This window comes from Glycomyces harbinensis, assembly GCF_900101745.1.
Classification (GTDB): Bacteria; Actinomycetota; Actinomycetes; order Mycobacteriales; family Micromonosporaceae; genus Glycomyces; species Glycomyces harbinensis.
The window spans coordinates 99,908-117,643 of sequence record NZ_FNAD01000015.1 but is presented as its reverse complement, the minus strand read 5'-3'; the positions used below and the strand labels follow the sequence as shown (position 1 = coordinate 117,643).

Below are 17,736 nucleotides of genomic sequence, written 5' to 3'. Positions count from 1 at the left end.
CGCATGGCTTTGGGGACCGTCCGCGGATGGGTGCGATCGCACCCGACGATCGTCGACGCGGTCTTCGCGACCGCGTTCGTCGGGCTGTTCTTCCTCGCCTACTTCAACGGCCGGCACGGACCGCCGGTCCCCGTCGCCGACTCGACCGCGTCGCACGTCCTCGCGGGCGCCACCGCCTGGTTCGTCATCGCGTTCCGCAGGCGCTCGCCCGAACGGCTCCTCCTCCTCGCCACCGCGGTCTCGATCGGCATCATCGCCGCCACCGGGGACCGCCACCCGCTCCTCATCATCGCCTGGATGGCGGTGGCCTACACGTTCGCGCGGCGCACCAACCGGCGCCGCGCGTGGCTCGTGGCCGGCGGCTGCATCGCGGCCGTGTACGTCGCGACCGGCCTGCTCACCGCCGGCGGCTGGGCCGCCCCGTCCAACCTCGGCGCCGCCGCCTGGTCGACCGCCTTCGTGGCGGTCGCCGACGCCACCCGCAGCCGCCGCGCCTACATCTCCGAGGTCGAGGACCGCGCCCGCCACGCGGAGGAGACCCGCGAGGAGGAGGCCCGCCGCCAGGTCGCCGAGGAGCGGCTGCGCATTGCCCGCGAACTGCACGACGTCGTCGCCCACCACATCGCGGTCATCAACGTGCAGGCCGGCGCCGCCGCGCACGTCCTCAAGACCAAGCCCGAGGCCGTCGAACCCGCGCTCGCCCACATCCGCCGCGCCGCCGACACCGTGCTCAAGGAGATGGGCGCCGTCGTCGGGGTCCTGCGCGGCCCCGACGAACTCGGCCCCTCGACCGAGCCGACCCGCGGCCTCGCCAAGCTCGCCGAACTCCTCGACACCTTCGCCGCCGCCGGACTCCAGGTCGAGCACCGGCAGGAGGGCGACGCCCGCGACCTGCCCGCGGTGGTCGACCTCGCCGCGTACCGCATCATCCAGGAGTCGCTCACCAACGCCCACAAGCACGGCACCGGGAAAGCCCAGCTCACGGTCGCCTACGACACCGGCGCCGTCCGCATCGACGTGCGCAACGCCGTCGCCGCCCCGGGCAGGGGCACCGGCTACGGCCTGGTAGGCATGCGGGAGCGCGCCGCCGCGGCCGGAGGCACCGTCACCGCGGGCGTCGAACCCGACGGCAGGTTCGCCGTGCACGCGGCGCTGCCGGCCACCATGGAGGAGACCCCGTGACCATTCGCGTCCTGCTCGCCGACGACCAGGCGCTCATCCGCGCCGGATTCTCGCTGATCATCGGCTCCGACCCCGACCTCTTGATCGTCGGCGAGGCCGTCAACGGCCGCGAGGCGGTCGCGCTCGCCCGCTCCGAACGCGCCGACGTCGTGCTGATGGACATCCGCATGCCCGAGGTCGACGGCATCGAGGCCACCAAGCGGATCGCCGCTGACGAGGACCTCGCCGGGGTGCGCATCCTGGTGCTCACCACCTTCGAGAACGACGACAACGTGGTCCTCGCGTTGAGGGCCGGCGCCAGCGGCTTCCTCGGCAAGGGCGTCGAACCCGACGACCTCGTGCGCGCCATCAAGGTCGTCGCCTCGGGCGAGGCGCTCTTGTCGCCCGCCGCGACCCGGGGCATGATCGCCCGCTTCCTCTCCCAGGCCGAACCCGGCCCGCTGCCGACCCCCGAACCGCTCCAGGCCCTCACCGAGCGCGAACGCGAAGTGCTCGCCCTCGCCGCGCACGGATTGTCGAACGACGACATCGCCGCCAAGCTCTACCTCTCGCCGCTGACCGCGAAGACCCACGTCAACCGGGCGATGACCAAGCTCGGCGCCCGCGACCGGGCCCAACTCGTGGTGATCGCCTACCAGGCCGGCCTGGTCAAACCCGGCGACCAGCTTCCGTAGAAAAAACTTCGCGGGAGGATGTCGAGAACCGCGAGGCGGCTCCGTCGTCCCATCCGAACGCCGGAGACGCCGGCGCAGAACACAGGAGACCGACATGAAGTACGTCATCCTCATCCACTCCAACCCGCAGCCGTGGGGCCACCCGACCGGGGACTTCATCCCCGAGAACCAGGCCCTCCCGGCCGCCGAGCGCGAGCGGCTGAACCGCGAGTTCGAGGCGCTGCTCACCGAGCTGAGCGAGAACGGCGAACTCGTCCACGGCGAGGCGCTGGCCGACCCGACCACCTCCACGCTCTACCGCTGGAAGGACGGCGAACCGCTGGCGACCGACGGCCCGTACTCGGAGTTCAAGGAGCACCTGGCCGGGTTCTTCCTCATCGACGTCGCCGGGCCCGAGCGCGCCCGCGAGATCGCGCGGGTCTTCTCCGGACCGGGCGAGACGATCGAGCTGCGGCCGGCGATGTGGCCCGGCGGCGAGGAGGGCTAGTGGGCGGCGGCGACCTCGAGGGCGTGTGGCGGCGCGAGGCCGCGCACGTCCTCGGGGCGCTGGTCCGCCGCTACGGCGACTTCGACGCCTGCGAGGACGCCGCCCAGGAGGCGGTGACCGCCGCGGCCGTCCACTGGCCGCGCGACGGCCTCCCGGCGAACCCGCGCGCCTGGCTGATCCGCGCCGCGTCGAACCGGCTCATCGACAACTGGCGCGGCGAGCGGGCCCGGACCGCCCGCGAGGCCGCCGAAGCCGGGGACCGGGCCGCCGCCCCGATCGACCACCCCGTCGACCACGACGACTCGCTGCACGTGCTCCTGCTCTGCTGCCACCCGGCGCTGTCGGAGGGCTCGCAGGTCGCGCTGACGCTGCGGGCGGTCGGCGGCCTGACGACCGAGCAGATCGCCGCCGCGTTCCTGGTGCCGGTCGCGACGATGGCCCAGCGCATCAGCCGGGCGAAGGCCACGCTGGCGCGTTCCGGTGCGCGCCTGCGGGACGTGGGCGCGCGCGACCTGCCCGAACGCGTCCGCTCCGTGCGCCAGGTGCTGTACCTGATCTTCAACGAGGGCTACACCCGAAGCGGCGGAACGGATCTGGTCGACGTCTCGCTCACCCGCGAGGCCGTCCGGCTGACGCGCGAACTCCACGGGCGCCTGCCCAGCGACACCGAGACGACCGGACTGCTGGCGCTGATGCTGCTCACCGAGGCCCGCGCGCCCGCCCGCGTCGACGCCCGGGGCGAACTGGTGCCCCTCGCCGACCAGGACCGCACCCGCTGGAACGGTCCGATGATCGCCGAAGGCGTCGCCCTGCTGGAGCGGGCGCTGCCGACCGGACCCGTCGAGTCCTTCCAGCTCCAGGCCGCGATCGCCGCGGTGCACGACGAGGCGGCCGCCTACGGCGACACCGACTGGCCGCAGATCGCCGAGCTCTACCTGATGCTGGAGCGGATCGCCCCGGGCCCGGTGGTGACCATGAACCGGGCCGTCGCGGTCGCGATGACCGAAGGCCCGCACGAGGCCCTGCGCCTCCTGGACCCCCTGCTGCGGGACCCCGGGCTCGCCGGGAACCACCGCCTGCACGCCGTCAGGGCCCACCTGCAGGAGCAGGCGGGCGACCGCGACGCGGCGAGAAAGTCCTATATGGAGGCATCGCGGCTGACGACGAGCAGGCCCGAGCAGCGGTACCTGTCGCGCAGGGCCGAAGCCCTCGGGCAATGAGACGGCCCGACCCCTGCGGGTCGGGCCGATCCCCTAGACCAGCTGACTCGGCGGCGGCACGTCGCCGCGCCAGCCGCCGGTCTCGTAGCCGTGGCGTTCGATGAAGTCCTTGAAGCGCTTCATGTCGCCCTTGACCCGGCGGTCGAGGACCCCGAGCCTGTCGGCGGCCTGCTCGGCGAAACCGTCCGGGTCCAGCTCCATCTGAGCGGTCACCCGGGTGTCCTCGTCGCCGAGCCGGTGGAAGGTGATCACACCGGCGTGCGTGGGCCCGTTGAGGGACTTCCACGCCACCCGCTCGTCGGGGTGCTGCTCGGTGATCGAGGCGTCGAACTCGCGCCTGACCCCGCCGATGTTCGTCACCCAGTGCATGTGCGTGTCGTCGACCTGCGTGACGGCCTCGACCCCCTCCATGAACGAGGGGAACGTCTCGAACTGCGTCCACTGGTTGTACGCCGTGGAGACGGGAACCTGGACGTCGACTGATTCGGTGATGGTGCCCAAGGCACTCAACTCCTTCTCTCGTTGATCGTCTGTCCCCCCTCGGCTACCCGCTCGATCGGGAACGACACCTCGACGAGTCCGGGTCACCCGTCCATCGAGACCGCCGAAGACCGCGGCGAGGCCCGATCAGGTGCGACAATGGCGCCAGTACGCCAAGCGCACGAACGACTCGGCAGCCCGCGGAACCGCCGCGGGCCGAAGAAGGGGGGCGCGGCTGTGGCCCTGCGCATCGAGGATTACGGCATGATCGGCGACCTGCACACCGCCGCGCTGGTCGGCACGGACGGCTCCATCGACTGGCTGTGCCTGCCCCGCTTCGACTCTCCGGCCTGCTTCGCCGCCCTGCTGGGCGACGACGGGCACGGCAGCTGGCGCCTCGGGCCCGCCTCCGGCGGCCGGTGCACCCGCCGCCGCTACCGCGGCGACACCCTCATCCTCGAAACCGAATGGGACACGCCCGAAGGCGCCGTCCGCGTCACCGACGCTATGCCGCCGCGCGGCGAGGCCGCCGACGTCGTGCGCGTCGTCGAAGGGCTCGGCGGCAGCGTCGCCATGCGCACCGAGATGCGCCTGCGGTTCGGCTACGGCAACGTCTCGCCGTGGGTCCGCTGCCACGACCGGCACCTCTCCGCGATCGCCGGACCCGACGCGGCCTGGCTGGAGGCCGACGTCGCACTCGAGGTCGAGGACGCCACGGCGCGCGCCGAGTTCACCGTCGCCGCAGGCGAACGCGTCGCGTTCGTGCTCACCCACCAGCCGTCCCACCACGACCGCCCGGCCCTGATCGACGCCAGCGAGGCGCTCGACGACACCGAGGCGTTCTGGACCGACTGGATCGGCGGCCTGCGCTACGAGGGCGAATGGAGCGAGGCCGTGCGCCGCTCCGTCATCACCCTCAAGGCCCTGACGTACGCGCCGACCGGCGGCATCCTCGCGGCCGCGACCACGTCCCTGCCCGAAGAGCTCGGCGGCGTCCGCAACTGGGACTACCGGTTCTGCTGGCTCCGCGACGCCTCGTTCGTGCTCCAGGCGATGCTCGGCACCGGCTTCATCGACGAGGCGCGGGCCTGGCGGCACTGGCTGCTGCGCGCCGCCGCCGGCGACCCGGGCGACCTCCAGATCATGTACGGCGTCGACGGCCAGCACTGGCTGCCCGAGAACGTCCTCGACTGGCTCCCCGGCTACGAGGGCTCGACGCCGGTGCGCATCGGGAACGCCGCGACCGGCCAGTTCCAGCTCGACGTCTGGGGCGAGACCCTCGACGCGCTGCACCTCGCGCGCGAGGCCGACGGCAGGGCCGACGAGGACGCGTGGGAGCTCCAGCGGGGCCTGCTGGACTTCGTCGCCCGCAACTGGGAGCGCCCCGACGACAGCCTGTGGGAGGTCCGCGGCGAGCAGCGGCACTTCGTGCACTCCAAGGTCATGGCCTGGGCCGCGTTCGACCGCGCCGTCCGGGCCGTCGAGCGCTTCGGCCTCGACGGGCCGGTGGACCAGTGGCGGGACCTGCGCGACCGCATCCGCGACGACGTGTGCGAGAAGGGCTTCGACAAGACCCGCGGGACCTTCACCCAGTTCTACGGCTCGGAGGGCCTGGACGCGGCCCTGCTGCTCCTGCCGCTGGTGGGCTTCCTGCCGTGGTCGGACCCGCGCGTGGTCGGCACCGTCGAGGCGGTGCAGCGCGAACTGACCCGCGACGGGTACGTGCTGCGCTACGACCCCGAGGCCGACAGCGGCGTGGACGGCCTGCCCGGCAAGGAGGGCACGTTCCTGGCCTGCACGTTCTGGCTCGTGGACGCCCTCCACGGGATCGGCCGCGAGACCGAGGCCCGGGACCTGTTCGAACGGCTCCTCAAGACCCGCAACGACCTCGGGCTCCTCAGCGAGGAGTACGACCCGGCGACCGGACGGCACCTCGGCAACACGCCGCAGGCCTACAGCCATGTGGGCCTGGTGAACTCGGCGCGCCACCTGAGCGGCACGCACCCGGCGACCGAGCCGCGCGCGGTGAAGCCGCGGTCCGAGGACTGAGCACCGGGGCCCCGGACCGCACCGGTCCGGGGCCTCCGCGTCGGTCAGGCGACGCCGGCGAGCACCGGCTCCCCCTCCTTCTCGACCGCGTCGTGCTTCTTGCGGCCCAGGTTGAACGCCCCGACGACCACGGCGACGACCGCCGCGCCGATCGGCACCAGCATCGCGGCCCGGTAGCCGTCGAGCAGCGCCTGCGGGGCGTCGGAGCCGGTGGCGGCGACGTTGACGGCCGCGACGCCCGCGAGTCCGATCGCCGCGCCGAACTGGAACGACGTGTACAGCAGCCCGCCCGCCAGTCCCTGCTCGGCTTCGTCGATCCCGTTGGTGGCGATGATGGTGAGCGGGCCGTACGCCAGCGTGAACGCCAGGCCCATGAGCACCAGGCTCGGCAGCAGCTCCCCGTAACTGGAGTCCATTCCGGCGGAAAGGAACAGCGCGAAGCCCAGTGCCGCGGACACGAGACCGGCCAGGAGCACCGGCGCGTTGCCGAAGCGGCGCACCAGCTTCGGCGTCACGGTCGGGGCGAGCGCGACGTCGATGCCGATCACCAGCATCGCCAGGCTCGCCTCGATGGTCGACCAGCCCCGCAGCTCCTGGAGGTACAGGACCACCAGGAACTGGAAGCCGAAGAACCCGGCCATGAACAGCATCCCGATGAGGTTGGCGCGCACCAGTGAACCGGACCGGAAGATCCCCAGACGCACCAGCGGCGCGGGATGGCGCCGCTCCACCGCGACGAACACCGCGATGAGCGCGACGCTCACGGCCACGATGCCCACGGTCCAGCCGACGGCGACGTGCGCGGCGCGTTCGACGCCGAGCACGAGCAGCACCACCGCGGCGGTGATCGTGAGGCCGCCGAACAGGTCGAACCGGCGCCCGTCCCGTACCGGGCGCGGCGACTTCGGGATGAGCAGGGCCGCGGCGACCAGGATGACCAGCGACAGCCCCACCGGCATGAAGAACACCCACCGCCAGTCGAGCGAGGTGAGCAGCCCGCCGATGACCATGCCGAGCGTGAATCCGCCGGCGCCGATGGCGCCGTAGACCATCAGGGCCCGGTCGCGCTTGGGTCCCTCGTCGAACCCGGTGGTGATGATCGACAGCCCGGCCGGGGTCATGAACGCGGCGGCGAGGCCGGTGACGAACCGCGCCGCGATGAGCGTCGCGCCGTCCTCGGCGAACCCGCCGAGTCCGGAGAACAGCAGGAACACCAGGAGCGCGGCCAGGAACACCCGGCGCCGCCCCAGGATGTCGGCGGCCCGGCCGCCCAGCAGCATGAAGCCGCCGTAGCCGAGGACGTAGGCGCTCACGACCCACTGGAGCGACCCGGTGGACAGGCCGAGGTCGGTGCGGATCGAGGGCAGGGCGATGTTGAGCATGGCGACGTCGATGCCCTCCAGGAAGATCGCTCCTGAAAGGACGAGCAGCACACCCCATTCACGGGCTTTCACGGGTACTCCTTGGCCGATGACGGTTTCTCTGGCCCTGAAATCATCGATCCGCGAGAGCGCGGGAACAACGGCGAAGAACGCAACGTTCATTCAGTCAGGCTTACCGATACGGAGGACCCCGTGGAACGCGACGAACTCGAGTGCTTCCTGATCCTGGCCGAGGAGCTGCACTTCGGCCGCACGGCGGTGCGGATGCGGCTCTCCCGCGCCCGCGTCAGCCAGCTGATCCAGCGCCTCGAACGCCGCCTCGGCGCGCCCCTGTTCGAGCGCACCAGCCGCACCGTCGCGCTCACCGAACTCGGCGCGCGGTTCCGCGAGGACGTCGAACCCCACCACCGGGCGATCGAGCAGGCGCTGGCGAGGACCGCCGCCGCGGCCCAGGGCATGGGCGGCACCCTCCGCGTCGGCTTCTCCGCGTCCCTGACCGGCGAGATCGCCATGAAGGCGGTCGACGACCTCCGCGCCGCCCACCCCGAGCTGTCGGTCGAGATCTGCGAGATGTCCTTCACCGACCCGTTCACCCAGCTGCGCGACCGCTATTACGACGTCCAGCTCATGGAGCTGCCCGTGCGCGAGGACGACCTCGCCAAGAGCGCGACGCTCCTCACCGAGGGCCGCATGCTCGCCGTCGCCGCCGGCCACCCGCTCGCCGCGAAGCCCTGGCTCACCATGGACGACCTCGCCGAGACCGGACTCCTCCACATCGAAGGCGACGTCCCGGACTACCGCCGCGAGACCCAGTCGCCCCGCGCGACCCCGAGCGGCCTCCCGATCGCGGCCGGCCCGGGCATCACGAGCCTCCAGGAGGCGCTGATGCTCGTCGCCGGCGGCAAGGGCGCCCTGCTGACCGCCGCGCACACCGCCGCCTACCAGCCCCGGCCCGGCGTGGCCTACGTCCAGATCCTCGACGCCCCGCCGGTCCGCTACGGACTCGTATGGCGCGCGGGCGAAGCCACCATGGCAGTGGACGCCTTCGCCGACCGCGTCGCCGCCGCGACCCGCGTCAAGGCACCGGCGGTTCCGGCTCTAGCGCCGGTCGCCGGCTGAGCCCCGCCGGACCTCAATAGGCGCTCAACGCGACCGTCGGCGAGTACCGGGCCGCCTTCGACGCCGGGTACACGCCCGCCACGGCCCCCACCGCGATCGTGGCCGCCGCCGACAACGCCAAGGCCCACAACGGGATCGACACCGGCCAGCCCTGCCACAACGCGAACCCCGCCGTCGCGGCGCCGCCGATCGCCGCCCCGCCGACCCCGCCCAGACCGGCCAGCAGCATCGACTCCGCCAGGAACTGACCGCGGATGTGCCCCCGCGTCGCCCCCAGCGAACGGCGCAACCCGATCTCGCTGCGCCGCTCCAGCACCGCGATCACCATCGTGTTCGCCACACCGATCCCCCCGACCAGGAGCGCCACCCCGCCGAGGCTCAGCAGCAGCGTCGTCAGCGTCCGGTCCGTCGCCGCCTTGGCGGCCAACGCGTCCGACGGCCGCGACACGACGGTCTCCTGCGGCGCCTCCGGATTCGCCGTCGCGGGCAGCACCTCCCGCACCGCCGCCACCGTCGCGTCCGGCGAGCGCTCGAAGATCGTCGTCGGGGCACCGTCGAAGCCCAGTTCCGCCTCGGCCACCGGCCAGCCGACCAGCGCGCCCGCGTCCAGCTCCGGCACCAGCGGCACCGGTTCGAGCACGCCCACCACCGTGAAGTCCTCGTCGCCGATCCGCACCGCGACCGAACCGTCCGCGACCGTGATCCCCAGCCGCTCGGCCGTGGTCGACCCCAGCACCGTCGTCGGGAACGCCGCGAGCGCCTCGTCCAGGAACCGGCCCTCCGCCACCTCGCCGCCGACCGTACCCAACAGGTCCACTGTGGTCGCGTACACCGTGATGCCGTTGCTCAGGTTCGGATCGATCGCCTCGCTCCGGTACACGTTCGCGTCGACCTCCCCGATCGCGCCCACCGACTCCACCGGGCCGATCCGCGCCACCATGTCGACGCTCTCGGGCGGCAGGCTCGCCTCCTCGCCGGTGATCGTCTGGCCCGGACTCACCGTCAGCAGGTTGGTGCCCAGCAGTTCCAGCTGCGCCTCGACCTCCGCCCGGCTCGACGCCGAGATCCCGACCACGACCACCATCGCGGCGATCCCCACCGCGATGCCCAGCGCCGACAGCACGGCCCGCAGCGGCCGGGCCCGCATCCCGGCCACCGCCAGACCCACCAGGTCCGCGCCCCGCAGGCGCGACGGCTCCAACGTCATCCCCGCACCGCCTCGTCCGACTCGATCCGACCGTCCCGCATCAGGACCCGCCGCGGCATCGCCGCCGCCACCTGGGCGTCGTGCGTGATGACGATGACCGCGGTCCCGCCGCGGTGCAGGTCCACCAGCAGCTCCACGATCGCCTCGCCCGTGGCGCTGTCGAGCGCGCCCGTCGGCTCGTCCGTCAGCAGCAGTCCCGGATCGCCCACGAGCGCCCGCGCGATCGCGACCCGCTGGCGCTGGCCGCCGGACAGTTCGCCCGGCTTGTGGTGTGCCCGGTCGCCCAGCCCGACGCGTTCGAGCGTCCGGGAGGCGGCCTCGCGGCGCTCGCGCTTGGGGCGGCCGGTGTAGAGAAGTCCGTCGGCCACGTTGTCGAGCGCGCTGGCGCCGGGTGCGAGGAAGAACTGTTGGAAGACGAAGCCGATGCGGTGGGCGCGGATCGACGCGAGCTGGCGGTCCGAGCAGTCCGAGAGGTCGCGGCCGTCGATGCGGACGGTTCCCGCGTCGGCGCGGTCGAGGGTGCCCGCGATGTTGAGCAATGTGGACTTTCCGGAGCCGGACGGGCCCACCACGGCGAGCAGTTCGCCCGGCCGGACGGCGAGGTCGACGCCCCGAAGGGCCGCCACGGGGGGTTTGCCCGGATACGTCCGGTCGACGCCGGCCAGCTCGACCACGGACACCGGATCGTCCTGCGGGAGTTCGGGTTCCGGTGAAGGCGATGCGTCCGACGGGTCGGACGGGCGCGCGGCCCCGGGACCGGCCCTCTCGTCGCCGGTGCGCACCTGCACGGCGGTGTTAATCTGATCGTCCACGAGAAATCATCCTCTCTGGGTGTGGCCTGGCGCGGCCTGTGTCCAACTTTCGCCGCGCCAGGCCCATGGCAGTCCGCGGGTCGACCTGCCGGCTCAGCGGCCGGCCGTCCCGACCTCGGTGCCCTCGGTCAAGCCCTCTCCGGTGATCTCGACCTTCCCGTCGGCGAACAGCCCCGTCTCCACGACGACGATGGCGTCCTGCCCTGCGAGCTGTAGTCCGAAGCCGCCCTCCGAGAGGGCCAGCAGCGCCGAGACCGGCACCAGCAGCACGTCCTCGCGCCGCTCGACCACCACCTCCACGCTCACCGGAGAGCCGATCTGCTCCTCCGGCACCGGTTCTGCGAGCGCGACCTCGATGCGCGCGACCGGTTCGGCCTCCTCGCCCTCGGCCTCGGCGTCCGCTTCGACCACTTCCCGCCGCGCCACCGTCCCGGCGACGGTGGTCCCGTCGGCCGGGAGGACCAGCACCTCGGTGCCGGTCTCGACCAGGTCGAGGTCGCTCACCTCGACCTCCAGGCTGGCGAAGACCTCTGGGCCGCTGAGGTCGAGGACGGCGTCGCCCGCGGCCACGGTGTCGCCGACGGCGACGTGGAGGCGGTCGACCCGGCCGCCCTCGGCGACGAAGACCACGGCGTCCGCCCCGACGGTGCCGGTCTTCTCGACCTTGAGGTCGCGCTGCCAGCGGCGGACGGCTTCGGCGGTGTACCAGGTGAACTCGCGGTCGACGGTGAAGCCGTCGTACCCGAGGTCGGCGAGGCCCCGCTCCAGCTGCTCGACGTCGCGGCCCTTGTCGCCGGGGCCGAGGTCGCGGTACATGGGGATGACGCCCTCGAGGAGGACGACCGGCTGTTCGTCCACATAGATCTCGGTGTCGCCGACGGCGAGGTCGTCGCCGACCGCGGGGAGGCGCGTGACGGTGCCCGAGGCGGCCGTGCCGATCGTGGCGGGCGTGCCGTGGTCGAGGGTGCCCTTCCAGGTCTCGACGGCGGTGATGTCGCCGAGTTCGACGACGGCCGTGGGGAAGTCGGCCTCGGGCTCCTCCTCGGCCGTGTCGCCGCGCGCGTCGAGGACGACGAGGGTCGTCGCACCCGCCGAGAGGATCGCGGCGACCGCGATCGCCGGCCAGAGCAGCCTTCTCATCCGCCGGTCCCGTTGAGGAGGTGCTCGCAGGCGGCGAAGGCCGCGTCGAGGAGTTCGGGGTCCATCTCCTCGTACTGCGCGGTGTCCTCGAGGTCGTCGGAGATGTCGAGTCCCTGCTCCCGCAGGCATTCGGTGTGCGCGAGCAGGGCCTCCTCGTCGACGTCGACGCCCTCCACCTCGTCGAAGGCGGGCAGCTCGGACTCGCACGCGCTGATCGCGGCGGTGAGTTCGGCGTCGGTGTGGCCGGAGGAGGACGCGGTGGCCGCCTCCAGCAGGCCCTCGAGGCCCGCGGTCGGGTCGGGCATGTCGATGCCGTTCTCGCGCATGCACTCGGCGAACGCGAGCGCCTGGGCGTCGTCGCTCGCCGCGGTGGACTCGGCGGCGCTCTCGGTGGCGTCCCCGCCGGCGGTCGCGACCTGGTCGTCCGCCCCGTCGTCGGAGCAGGCGCCCAGGAGTGCGGCCGCGGCGAGCACCGCGAGGATCGGTGTCAGGTGTTGTCGCATCACGTGGTCCCCATTCGTGTCAGAGGTCTTGGCGGCGGAAGTCGTTGACGGCGTAGACCGCGAGTCCCGCGACCGTGGCGGCGAACACGAGGCCGGCGATGAGCGGGTCGGCCCTGGTCTCGCCGTCGGCGAGCAGCGCCGCTGAGGTGGAGCCGGCGATGTCGGTCATCGCCTGCCCGGCGGAGAACGGCAGGTACGCGCCGATGCGGGCGAGCCAGTCCTGCCCGGCGAGCATCCCGATCGAACCGAACAGCGGCTCGATCACATTGGGCACGAGCACGATCGCGAGGAGGCCGATGATCTGCGAGCGGGTGGCGACGGTCAGGGCGAGGCCGATGAGCGCCCAGCCGGCGGCCTGGAGGAGGTACGCGGCGTGGAAGCCTGCGAGGAGCCCGGCCGACGCGCCGAGGTCGATCCGTCCGGCGAGCACCGCCGCGCCGACGGCCCACGAGACCGCGAGGTTCGCGATGCCGATCGCGATCGCGAAGGCGGCCACCGTGACCGCTTTCGCGGTGATCGCGGCGGTCCGGTCCGGGGTGACGAGCACGGTGGTGCGCAGCGTGCGGTGCCGGTACTCGGTGCCCACGGCGAGCACGCCGATCAGGCCCGCCGCCAGCGGCGCGAACGAGGACTTCCCGATGACCATGACCACGGCCTCGGCGGGTCCCACGGTGATCCCGATGTCGCCGACGCCGACCGCCACGGACGCGTACCCCCAGGTGACGACGGCGGTGACGGCGACCGAGACCGCGGCGATCCACCAGGTGGAGCGGAGGGTCCGCAGGCGGGCCCATTCGTAGGCGAGTGCGTTGCGGCTCATCGGGTTACCTCGATCCGGGCCTGATCGGTCCCGTATTCGACCGACGCGGCCGAGGCGTTGAGGAAGGCCTCCTCGAGGCTGCCGCTGACGGCCACGAGCTCGGTGACGAGGAGCCGCCGGGAGGCGGCGAGTTCGGCGACGGCCTTGACGTCGAGGCCGGTGACCGTGAGCCGTTCGCCGTCGCGTTCGGGCACGGCGCCGCCGGCGTCCTCGACCGCCGCCGCGAGCTGCTCGGGCTCGGTGGTGCGGACGCGGACGCGCTCGACGCCGTGCGCGGCCATGAACGCCTTCAGCGGCGAGTCCGCGAGGAGCCGGCCCTGGCCGATGACGACGACGTGCTCGGCGAAGGCCTCCAGGTCCGCGAGCAGATGCGAGGACACGAAGACGGTGTTCCCTTCGGCCGCATAATGTTCGAGGAAGTCACGCAGCCAGCGCATCCCCTGCGGGTCCATGCCGTTCGCGGGCTCGTCGAGCAGGAGCGTGTCGGGGCGGCCGATGAGCGCGGCGGCGAGCCCGAGCCGCTGGTTCATGCCGAGCGAGAACCCCTTCGGGGGCCGGTCGGCGACGGCCCCGAGGCCAACCTGGTTGAGCACTTCGTCGGCGCGTGAGGGCGGCAGGCCCGCGCCCCGCGCGATCATGCGGAGATGGTCGCGGGCGCTGCGCCTGGGGTGGAAGGCGCCGGAGTCCAGGAGCGCGCCGACGCGGCGCACCGGGTCGGCGAGTTCGCGGTAGGTCTCGCCGTCGAAGCGGGTCTCGCCCTGCCCGAGGTCGAGGCCGAGCATGAGGCGCATGGTCGTGGACTTCCCGGAGCCGTTGGGGCCCAGGAAGCCCGTGATCCGGCCGGGTTCGACGTCGAAGGAGACGTCGCGGACGGCGTGCTTGCCGCCGAACCGCTTGCTCAGCCCGCGGGCTTCGATGCGCGCCATCAGGACTCCTCTGGTTTCGGTTGGTCGGGTGCGCCGAGGTCGAAGGCCGCGTCGACCGTCGCCTCGGCGGGGGCGGCGTGCGCGATGAGGAGGACCGCGGCCCGCTCGGACCACTCGCGCATCTCGTCGGCCAGCCGGTCGCGCCCCTGGTCGTCGAGGCCGTTGAACGGCTCGTCGAGGATCGCGACGTCGAAGGCGCCGAGCGTGCACATCACCAGCCAGAGCTTGCGGCGGTTCCCGGTGGAGAGGGCCTTGGCCTCCGCGGACATCCAGTCGCCGAGGCCGTATTCGCGGGCGCGCTCGTGCGCGGCGGCGGGATCGGCTCCGGCGCTGCGGGACGCGAAGGAGAGGTGGTCGCGGGCGGTCAGGTTGGGGTACAGGGCCGGTTCGGTGCGGCAGACGCGGCGGTGTGCCCGGGCGGACGGGTGGCCCGCGTCGCGGCCCGCGACGGTCACCGTGCCGCTCCAGGGTTTGAGGTACCCGCTGCACAGTTCCGCGAGGGTGGACTTGCCCGAGCCGTTGCGGCCCCGGACCTGGGTCGTCCCGCGGCCGGGGAAGGAGACCGAGAAGCCCAGGAAGACCGGCTTCCCGCGCTCGTAGCCGGCGGTCAGGTCGACGATGTCGACGGCAGTGAGCGAATGCGGCGTTCCACGCATGCGAAGGCACCTCCTAGCAGGCAGATCGAGTAGGCGCCGGCCAGAGCCTGGCCGGCGGGCAGTGCGAACGAGAACGGCAGCAGCACCGGGGCCGCCACGACCATGGCGAGGACGGCTCCGACGAGGTTGGGCGCGAGCGTCCCGTCGGCGTTGCGCGGCGGCGCGATCACCGTCTCCGCGACGAGCGCGGCGGCCACGGCCGTGACCGCCGCACTCGTCGCCGCTCCCGGGGCGGCCTGGGCGCCCGCCGCGACGACCGCGACGGCATCCACTGCCATGCCCATGAGCGCCACCGGGAGTGCGCAGCAGATGATCGCGCCGAGCGCGACCGACCGGCTCGAACGCCCTGATTCGTATGCGAACCGGTACTGCGCGGTGTAGGTCACCGGGCCGATGGCCCGAAGCACGAGTTCGGCGAGTCCGAGCGCGGTGGCGAGCGCGACCGCGGTGAGCACGAACGCGGTCCGCTCCGGCACCGAGGGGAGCGGCAGCCACGTCGCTCCGGAGGCGAGGACGCCGACGCCGGCGGCCAGGACGGCGACGAGGACGGCGACCGACCGCCGCACCGGCACGTAGTAGGGGCTGCGCCGCAGTTCCAGGGCGAGGACGCCGGTGAGGGACCGCGGCGCGGCGCCGCGGATCGTACGCGGGGGAGCGGTCTGCTGGATCGGGAACGACTCGGCCGACAGCCGCCGCACGTCGAGTGCCGCGACGACCAGTGCCGCCGCGCCGATCGCGGTACAGGCCAGTGCCAGTGCGGTCGTGAACGCGCCGGGGCCGCTTCGGGCGATCCACGCGACCGGCCCGGCGTCGAGCATCGGCTCGATGAGCAGCGCCGAGGTCGCCCAGGTCGCCGAGAACGCGAGGGCGACGAGGGCCGGCACCGCCCAGGGCCGGTGGACCGTTGGTCGCACGCTGCGCCTGGCCGACCGGGCGGCTACGGCGAACGTCGCCGCCCAGGCCGCGGCCGGCACCGCGAAGACGGCCGCGACCGTGGCGCCCGCCAGATCCAGGCGAGAGGCGAAGGCGTTCAGGAACATCGCGTCCACCAGGGCCACGGCCGCGAAGTACCCGGTGATCCTGAGTCCGCAGTAGACGATGAGTACGTCGCGGGCCGACAGGTCCAGGGCCCGGAAGAGTGCGGTGTTCGACGAGTTCGACACCTGGAACCGCCTGCCCGAGAACGCCTCCCGCAGCAGATAGCCGCCCCCGATGTAGAGGTTGCCGACGCCGAGCACGACCAGGAGCCCCTGCGCCGAGGCCGCGCGCTCGCTCAGCAGCGCGTTCGACAGCGCGAACCCCGCTGCCGAAGCCGCCGCCAGGATCGCGAACCCGAAGAGCACCGCGCCGCCGTACCCGATCTGGAAGGGCCGCAGACCCATCGGCAGCCGCAGCGCGGTGACCAGTTCGAGGTGCCTGAAGTCCAGCACGGCGCCGAAGCGGCGGAATGCGGCCCGGCCGGGCCGGTCCGGTCGCGCGGCGGCGTCCGGCTCGGCCCTCACCGCCGCGTGCGCGCTCATCGGGGGTCCATCCGGGTCAGCCCGCCGCCGTCAGGGCGGTCAGGCCGATCGTGGTGGCGAACAGGAGCGCGATCTTGCGGCGCGGCAGGCCTTTCCAGGTGCTGCGGTAGGCGAACGGCGCCACCACCCCGATGAGGCCGAGGTACAGGAAGTACCAGATGTGCTCGCGGACCGCGACCACGCCGGTGAGGAGGCTGAACAGGTTGGCCGGGATGAGGCAGAGCGTGATGACGAGGAAGTACAGCCCGAAGCTCATGCCCTTCCCGATCGCGATCCTGGCGGTGAAGACCGCGCGCTCCAGTACCGCCGCGAGCGAGAGGTACAGGGCCGCGACCAGCGCGAGGAGGACGATGCCGATCATGATGGCGCTGCGGACGGCCAATTGCTCGAGTTCGGGGTCGCCGATGGCGTCGAGCGCCTCCTGCGGCATCCGGCCGTCCACATAGGTCTCTAGCTGCGGGATCCGCGCCACGAGGAGCGCGATGATCGCGAAGTACGCGATCAGCCACAGCGGTCGGCTGGTGGCGGGCGGCCGGGGCGGCTCGGCGGCGGCCGCCTCCTCGGGCGGCGGTGCGTCGCCCACCTCTGCGGCCGGGTTCGGTGCCTGGGTGCTCAACGGTTCACTCCAATACGATGACGACCAGCTCGACGAGCCCGGCGAACAGGATCATCGCGACGGCCAGGGCGAGCAGTTTCAGGGAGTCGACGAGGCCGCGCGCGTAGGTGCTGAGCAGCGCCAGGCGCTCCTCGGCGGCGAAGACCTTGCCGATCACGGAGAGGACGGGGTAGAGGCCGGCCGCCGCGGCGACCACGCATCCGCCGAACTCGATGGGGGCGTAGGCCCATGCGGTGCCGATGACCTCGCCCCAGCCGGCGTTGTCGACGGCGACGGCCATCGTCGCGCCGACGAAGGCGGAGGTCATTCCCAGTCCGAGCAGGGAGCTGATGCCGAGGGTCACGACGCCCGAGTAGAGGAGCATCGCCGCGCCGAGGTTCTGGCCGACGATGCCCGCCAGCGACTGGTCGTGGCCGCCGTCCCCGCCTTCGGTGAAGAGTTCGAGGCCGCTGAGCGAGTGGTACCCGACCAGGGCGCCGGTGATGAAGACGGTCAGGCTCACCAGCAGCGCGACGTACTGCGTGCGACCGGTGAGCCTGACCTGTGATGCGAGCAGCACCGTATGTGGTCCGGTTAGGCGACCGCGGCGCGGGAGCCGACGCGCAGCACGATCGAACGCACGGTGAAGGCGATCGCACTGATGATGCCGGCGCCGAACAGTGCCATGACGATGGCGAGCGCGGCCCCGCCGACCATGATCGCGTTGACGATCTGGGTGGCGGCCGCGACCGACAGGCCGAGCGAGCCGGCGACCCAGGCGAGCGCGATGCCCGCGGTGAGCAGTCCGGCGGTGCCGAGCATCGCGGCGACGGCGCCGAGCGCCTTGTTGCTGTGTTTCATTGGTCATCCTCTCGTGGGAGGCGGCTTCGGAGGTGTCCGCTCCGGGGCCGCCCCGGGGTGAGCCCTGGTTGACCGGGGCTGTACTCAGTGTTCAGTTCCGTTG

19 protein-coding genes are annotated in these 17,736 nt (G+C 72.7%); 6 read left to right on the top strand and 13 right to left on the bottom strand.

Annotated elements, in window-relative coordinates; translation table 11 throughout:
- Window positions 1-3 precede the first annotated feature (3 nt).
- The 4 genes from BLQ63_RS21190 to BLQ63_RS21175 all read left to right on the top strand — a co-directional run bounded on the left by BLQ63_RS21190 (window position 4) and on the right by BLQ63_RS21175 (window position 3,563).
- Complete coding sequence (locus tag BLQ63_RS21190; protein ID WP_091039522.1) at window positions 4-1,182, top strand: sensor histidine kinase; 1,179 nt, start codon at window positions 4-6, stop codon at window positions 1,180-1,182.
- Complete coding sequence (locus tag BLQ63_RS21185; protein ID WP_091039521.1) at window positions 1,179-1,856, top strand: response regulator; 678 nt, start codon at window positions 1,179-1,181, stop codon at window positions 1,854-1,856. The genes BLQ63_RS21190 and BLQ63_RS21185 overlap by 4 nt, the downstream gene beginning before the upstream one ends.
- A gap of 94 nt (window positions 1,857-1,950) precedes the next feature.
- Entirely contained in the window at window positions 1,951-2,343 is a 393-nt protein-coding gene (locus tag BLQ63_RS21180) for a YciI family protein (protein WP_091039520.1), read from the top strand.
- Complete coding sequence (locus tag BLQ63_RS21175) at window positions 2,343-3,563, top strand: RNA polymerase sigma factor (RefSeq protein WP_218125395.1); 1,221 nt, start codon at window positions 2,343-2,345, stop codon at window positions 3,561-3,563. Before BLQ63_RS21180 ends, BLQ63_RS21175 begins: the two co-directional genes overlap by 1 nt.
- 33 nt (window positions 3,564-3,596) lie before the next feature.
- On the opposite strand, the gene BLQ63_RS21170 is transcribed toward BLQ63_RS21175, so the two are convergent.
- Complete coding sequence (locus BLQ63_RS21170) at window positions 3,597-4,064, bottom strand: SRPBCC family protein (RefSeq protein ID WP_091039519.1); 468 nt, start codon at window positions 4,062-4,064, stop codon at window positions 3,597-3,599.
- 216 nt (window positions 4,065-4,280) lie between these two features.
- On the opposite strand from BLQ63_RS21170, the gene BLQ63_RS21165 reads away from it, so the two are divergent.
- Window positions 4,281-6,092, top strand: coding sequence for a glycoside hydrolase family 15 protein (locus tag BLQ63_RS21165; RefSeq protein WP_091039518.1), 1,812 nt, complete (start codon window positions 4,281-4,283; stop codon window positions 6,090-6,092).
- Window positions 6,093-6,136: 44 nt separating this feature from the next.
- Here BLQ63_RS21165 and BLQ63_RS21160 read toward each other — a convergent pair whose 3' ends face one another.
- On the bottom strand, window positions 6,137-7,546 hold the full coding sequence (locus BLQ63_RS21160; protein ID WP_177155044.1) for an MFS transporter: 1,410 nt from the start codon (window positions 7,544-7,546) through the stop codon (window positions 6,137-6,139).
- Window positions 7,547-7,666: 120 nt separating this feature from the next.
- On the opposite strand from BLQ63_RS21160, the gene BLQ63_RS21155 reads away from it, so the two are divergent.
- A complete protein-coding gene (locus BLQ63_RS21155; protein ID WP_091039516.1) occupies window positions 7,667-8,593 on the top strand; it encodes a LysR family transcriptional regulator in 927 nt (308 codons plus the stop codon).
- A 13-nt stretch (window positions 8,594-8,606) separates the two neighbouring features.
- Here BLQ63_RS21155 and BLQ63_RS21150 read toward each other — a convergent pair whose 3' ends face one another.
- The 11 genes from BLQ63_RS21150 to BLQ63_RS21105 all read right to left on the bottom strand — a co-directional run bounded on the left by BLQ63_RS21150 (window position 8,607) and on the right by BLQ63_RS21105 (window position 17,633).
- Window positions 8,607-9,800, bottom strand: a complete 1,194-nt coding sequence (locus tag BLQ63_RS21150) for an ABC transporter permease (RefSeq protein WP_091039515.1) — start codon at window positions 9,798-9,800, stop codon at window positions 8,607-8,609.
- Window positions 9,797-10,480 (bottom strand): ATP-binding cassette domain-containing protein, encoded by a 684-nt coding sequence (locus BLQ63_RS21145; RefSeq protein WP_091039568.1) that lies wholly within the window; start codon window positions 10,478-10,480, stop codon window positions 9,797-9,799. The genes BLQ63_RS21150 and BLQ63_RS21145 overlap by 4 nt, the downstream gene beginning before the upstream one ends.
- A 225-nt stretch (window positions 10,481-10,705) precedes the next feature.
- Entirely contained in the window at window positions 10,706-11,752 is a 1,047-nt protein-coding gene (locus tag BLQ63_RS21140; RefSeq protein WP_143015029.1) for a peptidoglycan-binding domain-containing protein, read from the bottom strand.
- Window positions 11,749-12,255 carry a hypothetical protein gene (locus BLQ63_RS28005; RefSeq protein ID WP_143015028.1) on the bottom strand — a complete coding sequence of 169 codons (507 nt, stop codon included), beginning with the start codon at window positions 12,253-12,255 and terminating at the stop codon, window positions 11,749-11,751. Before BLQ63_RS28005 ends, BLQ63_RS21140 begins: the two co-directional genes overlap by 4 nt.
- A gap of 19 nt (window positions 12,256-12,274) precedes the next feature.
- Complete coding sequence (locus BLQ63_RS21135) at window positions 12,275-13,075, bottom strand: hypothetical protein (RefSeq protein ID WP_091039513.1); 801 nt, start codon at window positions 13,073-13,075, stop codon at window positions 12,275-12,277.
- Window positions 13,072-14,001 (bottom strand): ATP-binding cassette domain-containing protein, encoded by a 930-nt coding sequence (locus BLQ63_RS21130; RefSeq protein WP_091039512.1) that lies wholly within the window; start codon window positions 13,999-14,001, stop codon window positions 13,072-13,074. Before BLQ63_RS21130 ends, BLQ63_RS21135 begins: the two co-directional genes overlap by 4 nt.
- Complete coding sequence (locus tag BLQ63_RS21125) at window positions 14,001-14,657, bottom strand: ATP-binding cassette domain-containing protein (RefSeq protein WP_091039511.1); 657 nt, start codon at window positions 14,655-14,657, stop codon at window positions 14,001-14,003. Before BLQ63_RS21125 ends, BLQ63_RS21130 begins: the two co-directional genes overlap by 1 nt.
- The gene (locus tag BLQ63_RS21120) at window positions 14,609-16,177 is read right to left on the bottom strand and encodes a hypothetical protein (protein ID WP_091039510.1); all 1,569 of its coding nucleotides are present in this window, start codon (window positions 16,175-16,177) and stop codon (window positions 14,609-14,611) included. The genes BLQ63_RS21125 and BLQ63_RS21120 overlap by 49 nt, the downstream gene beginning before the upstream one ends.
- Before the next feature lie 16 nt (window positions 16,178-16,193).
- Window positions 16,194-16,793: a hypothetical protein gene (locus BLQ63_RS21115; protein ID WP_091039509.1), complete on the bottom strand. Its 600-nt coding sequence runs from the start codon at window positions 16,791-16,793 to the stop codon at window positions 16,194-16,196.
- Between the two features lie 4 nt (window positions 16,794-16,797).
- Window positions 16,798-17,352, bottom strand: a complete 555-nt coding sequence (locus BLQ63_RS21110) for a stage II sporulation protein M (protein WP_091039508.1) — start codon at window positions 17,350-17,352, stop codon at window positions 16,798-16,800.
- A gap of 14 nt (window positions 17,353-17,366) precedes the next feature.
- On the bottom strand, window positions 17,367-17,633 hold the full coding sequence (locus tag BLQ63_RS21105) for an uberolysin/carnocyclin family circular bacteriocin (RefSeq protein WP_218125393.1): 267 nt from the start codon (window positions 17,631-17,633) through the stop codon (window positions 17,367-17,369).
- Window positions 17,634-17,736 lie beyond the last annotated feature (103 nt).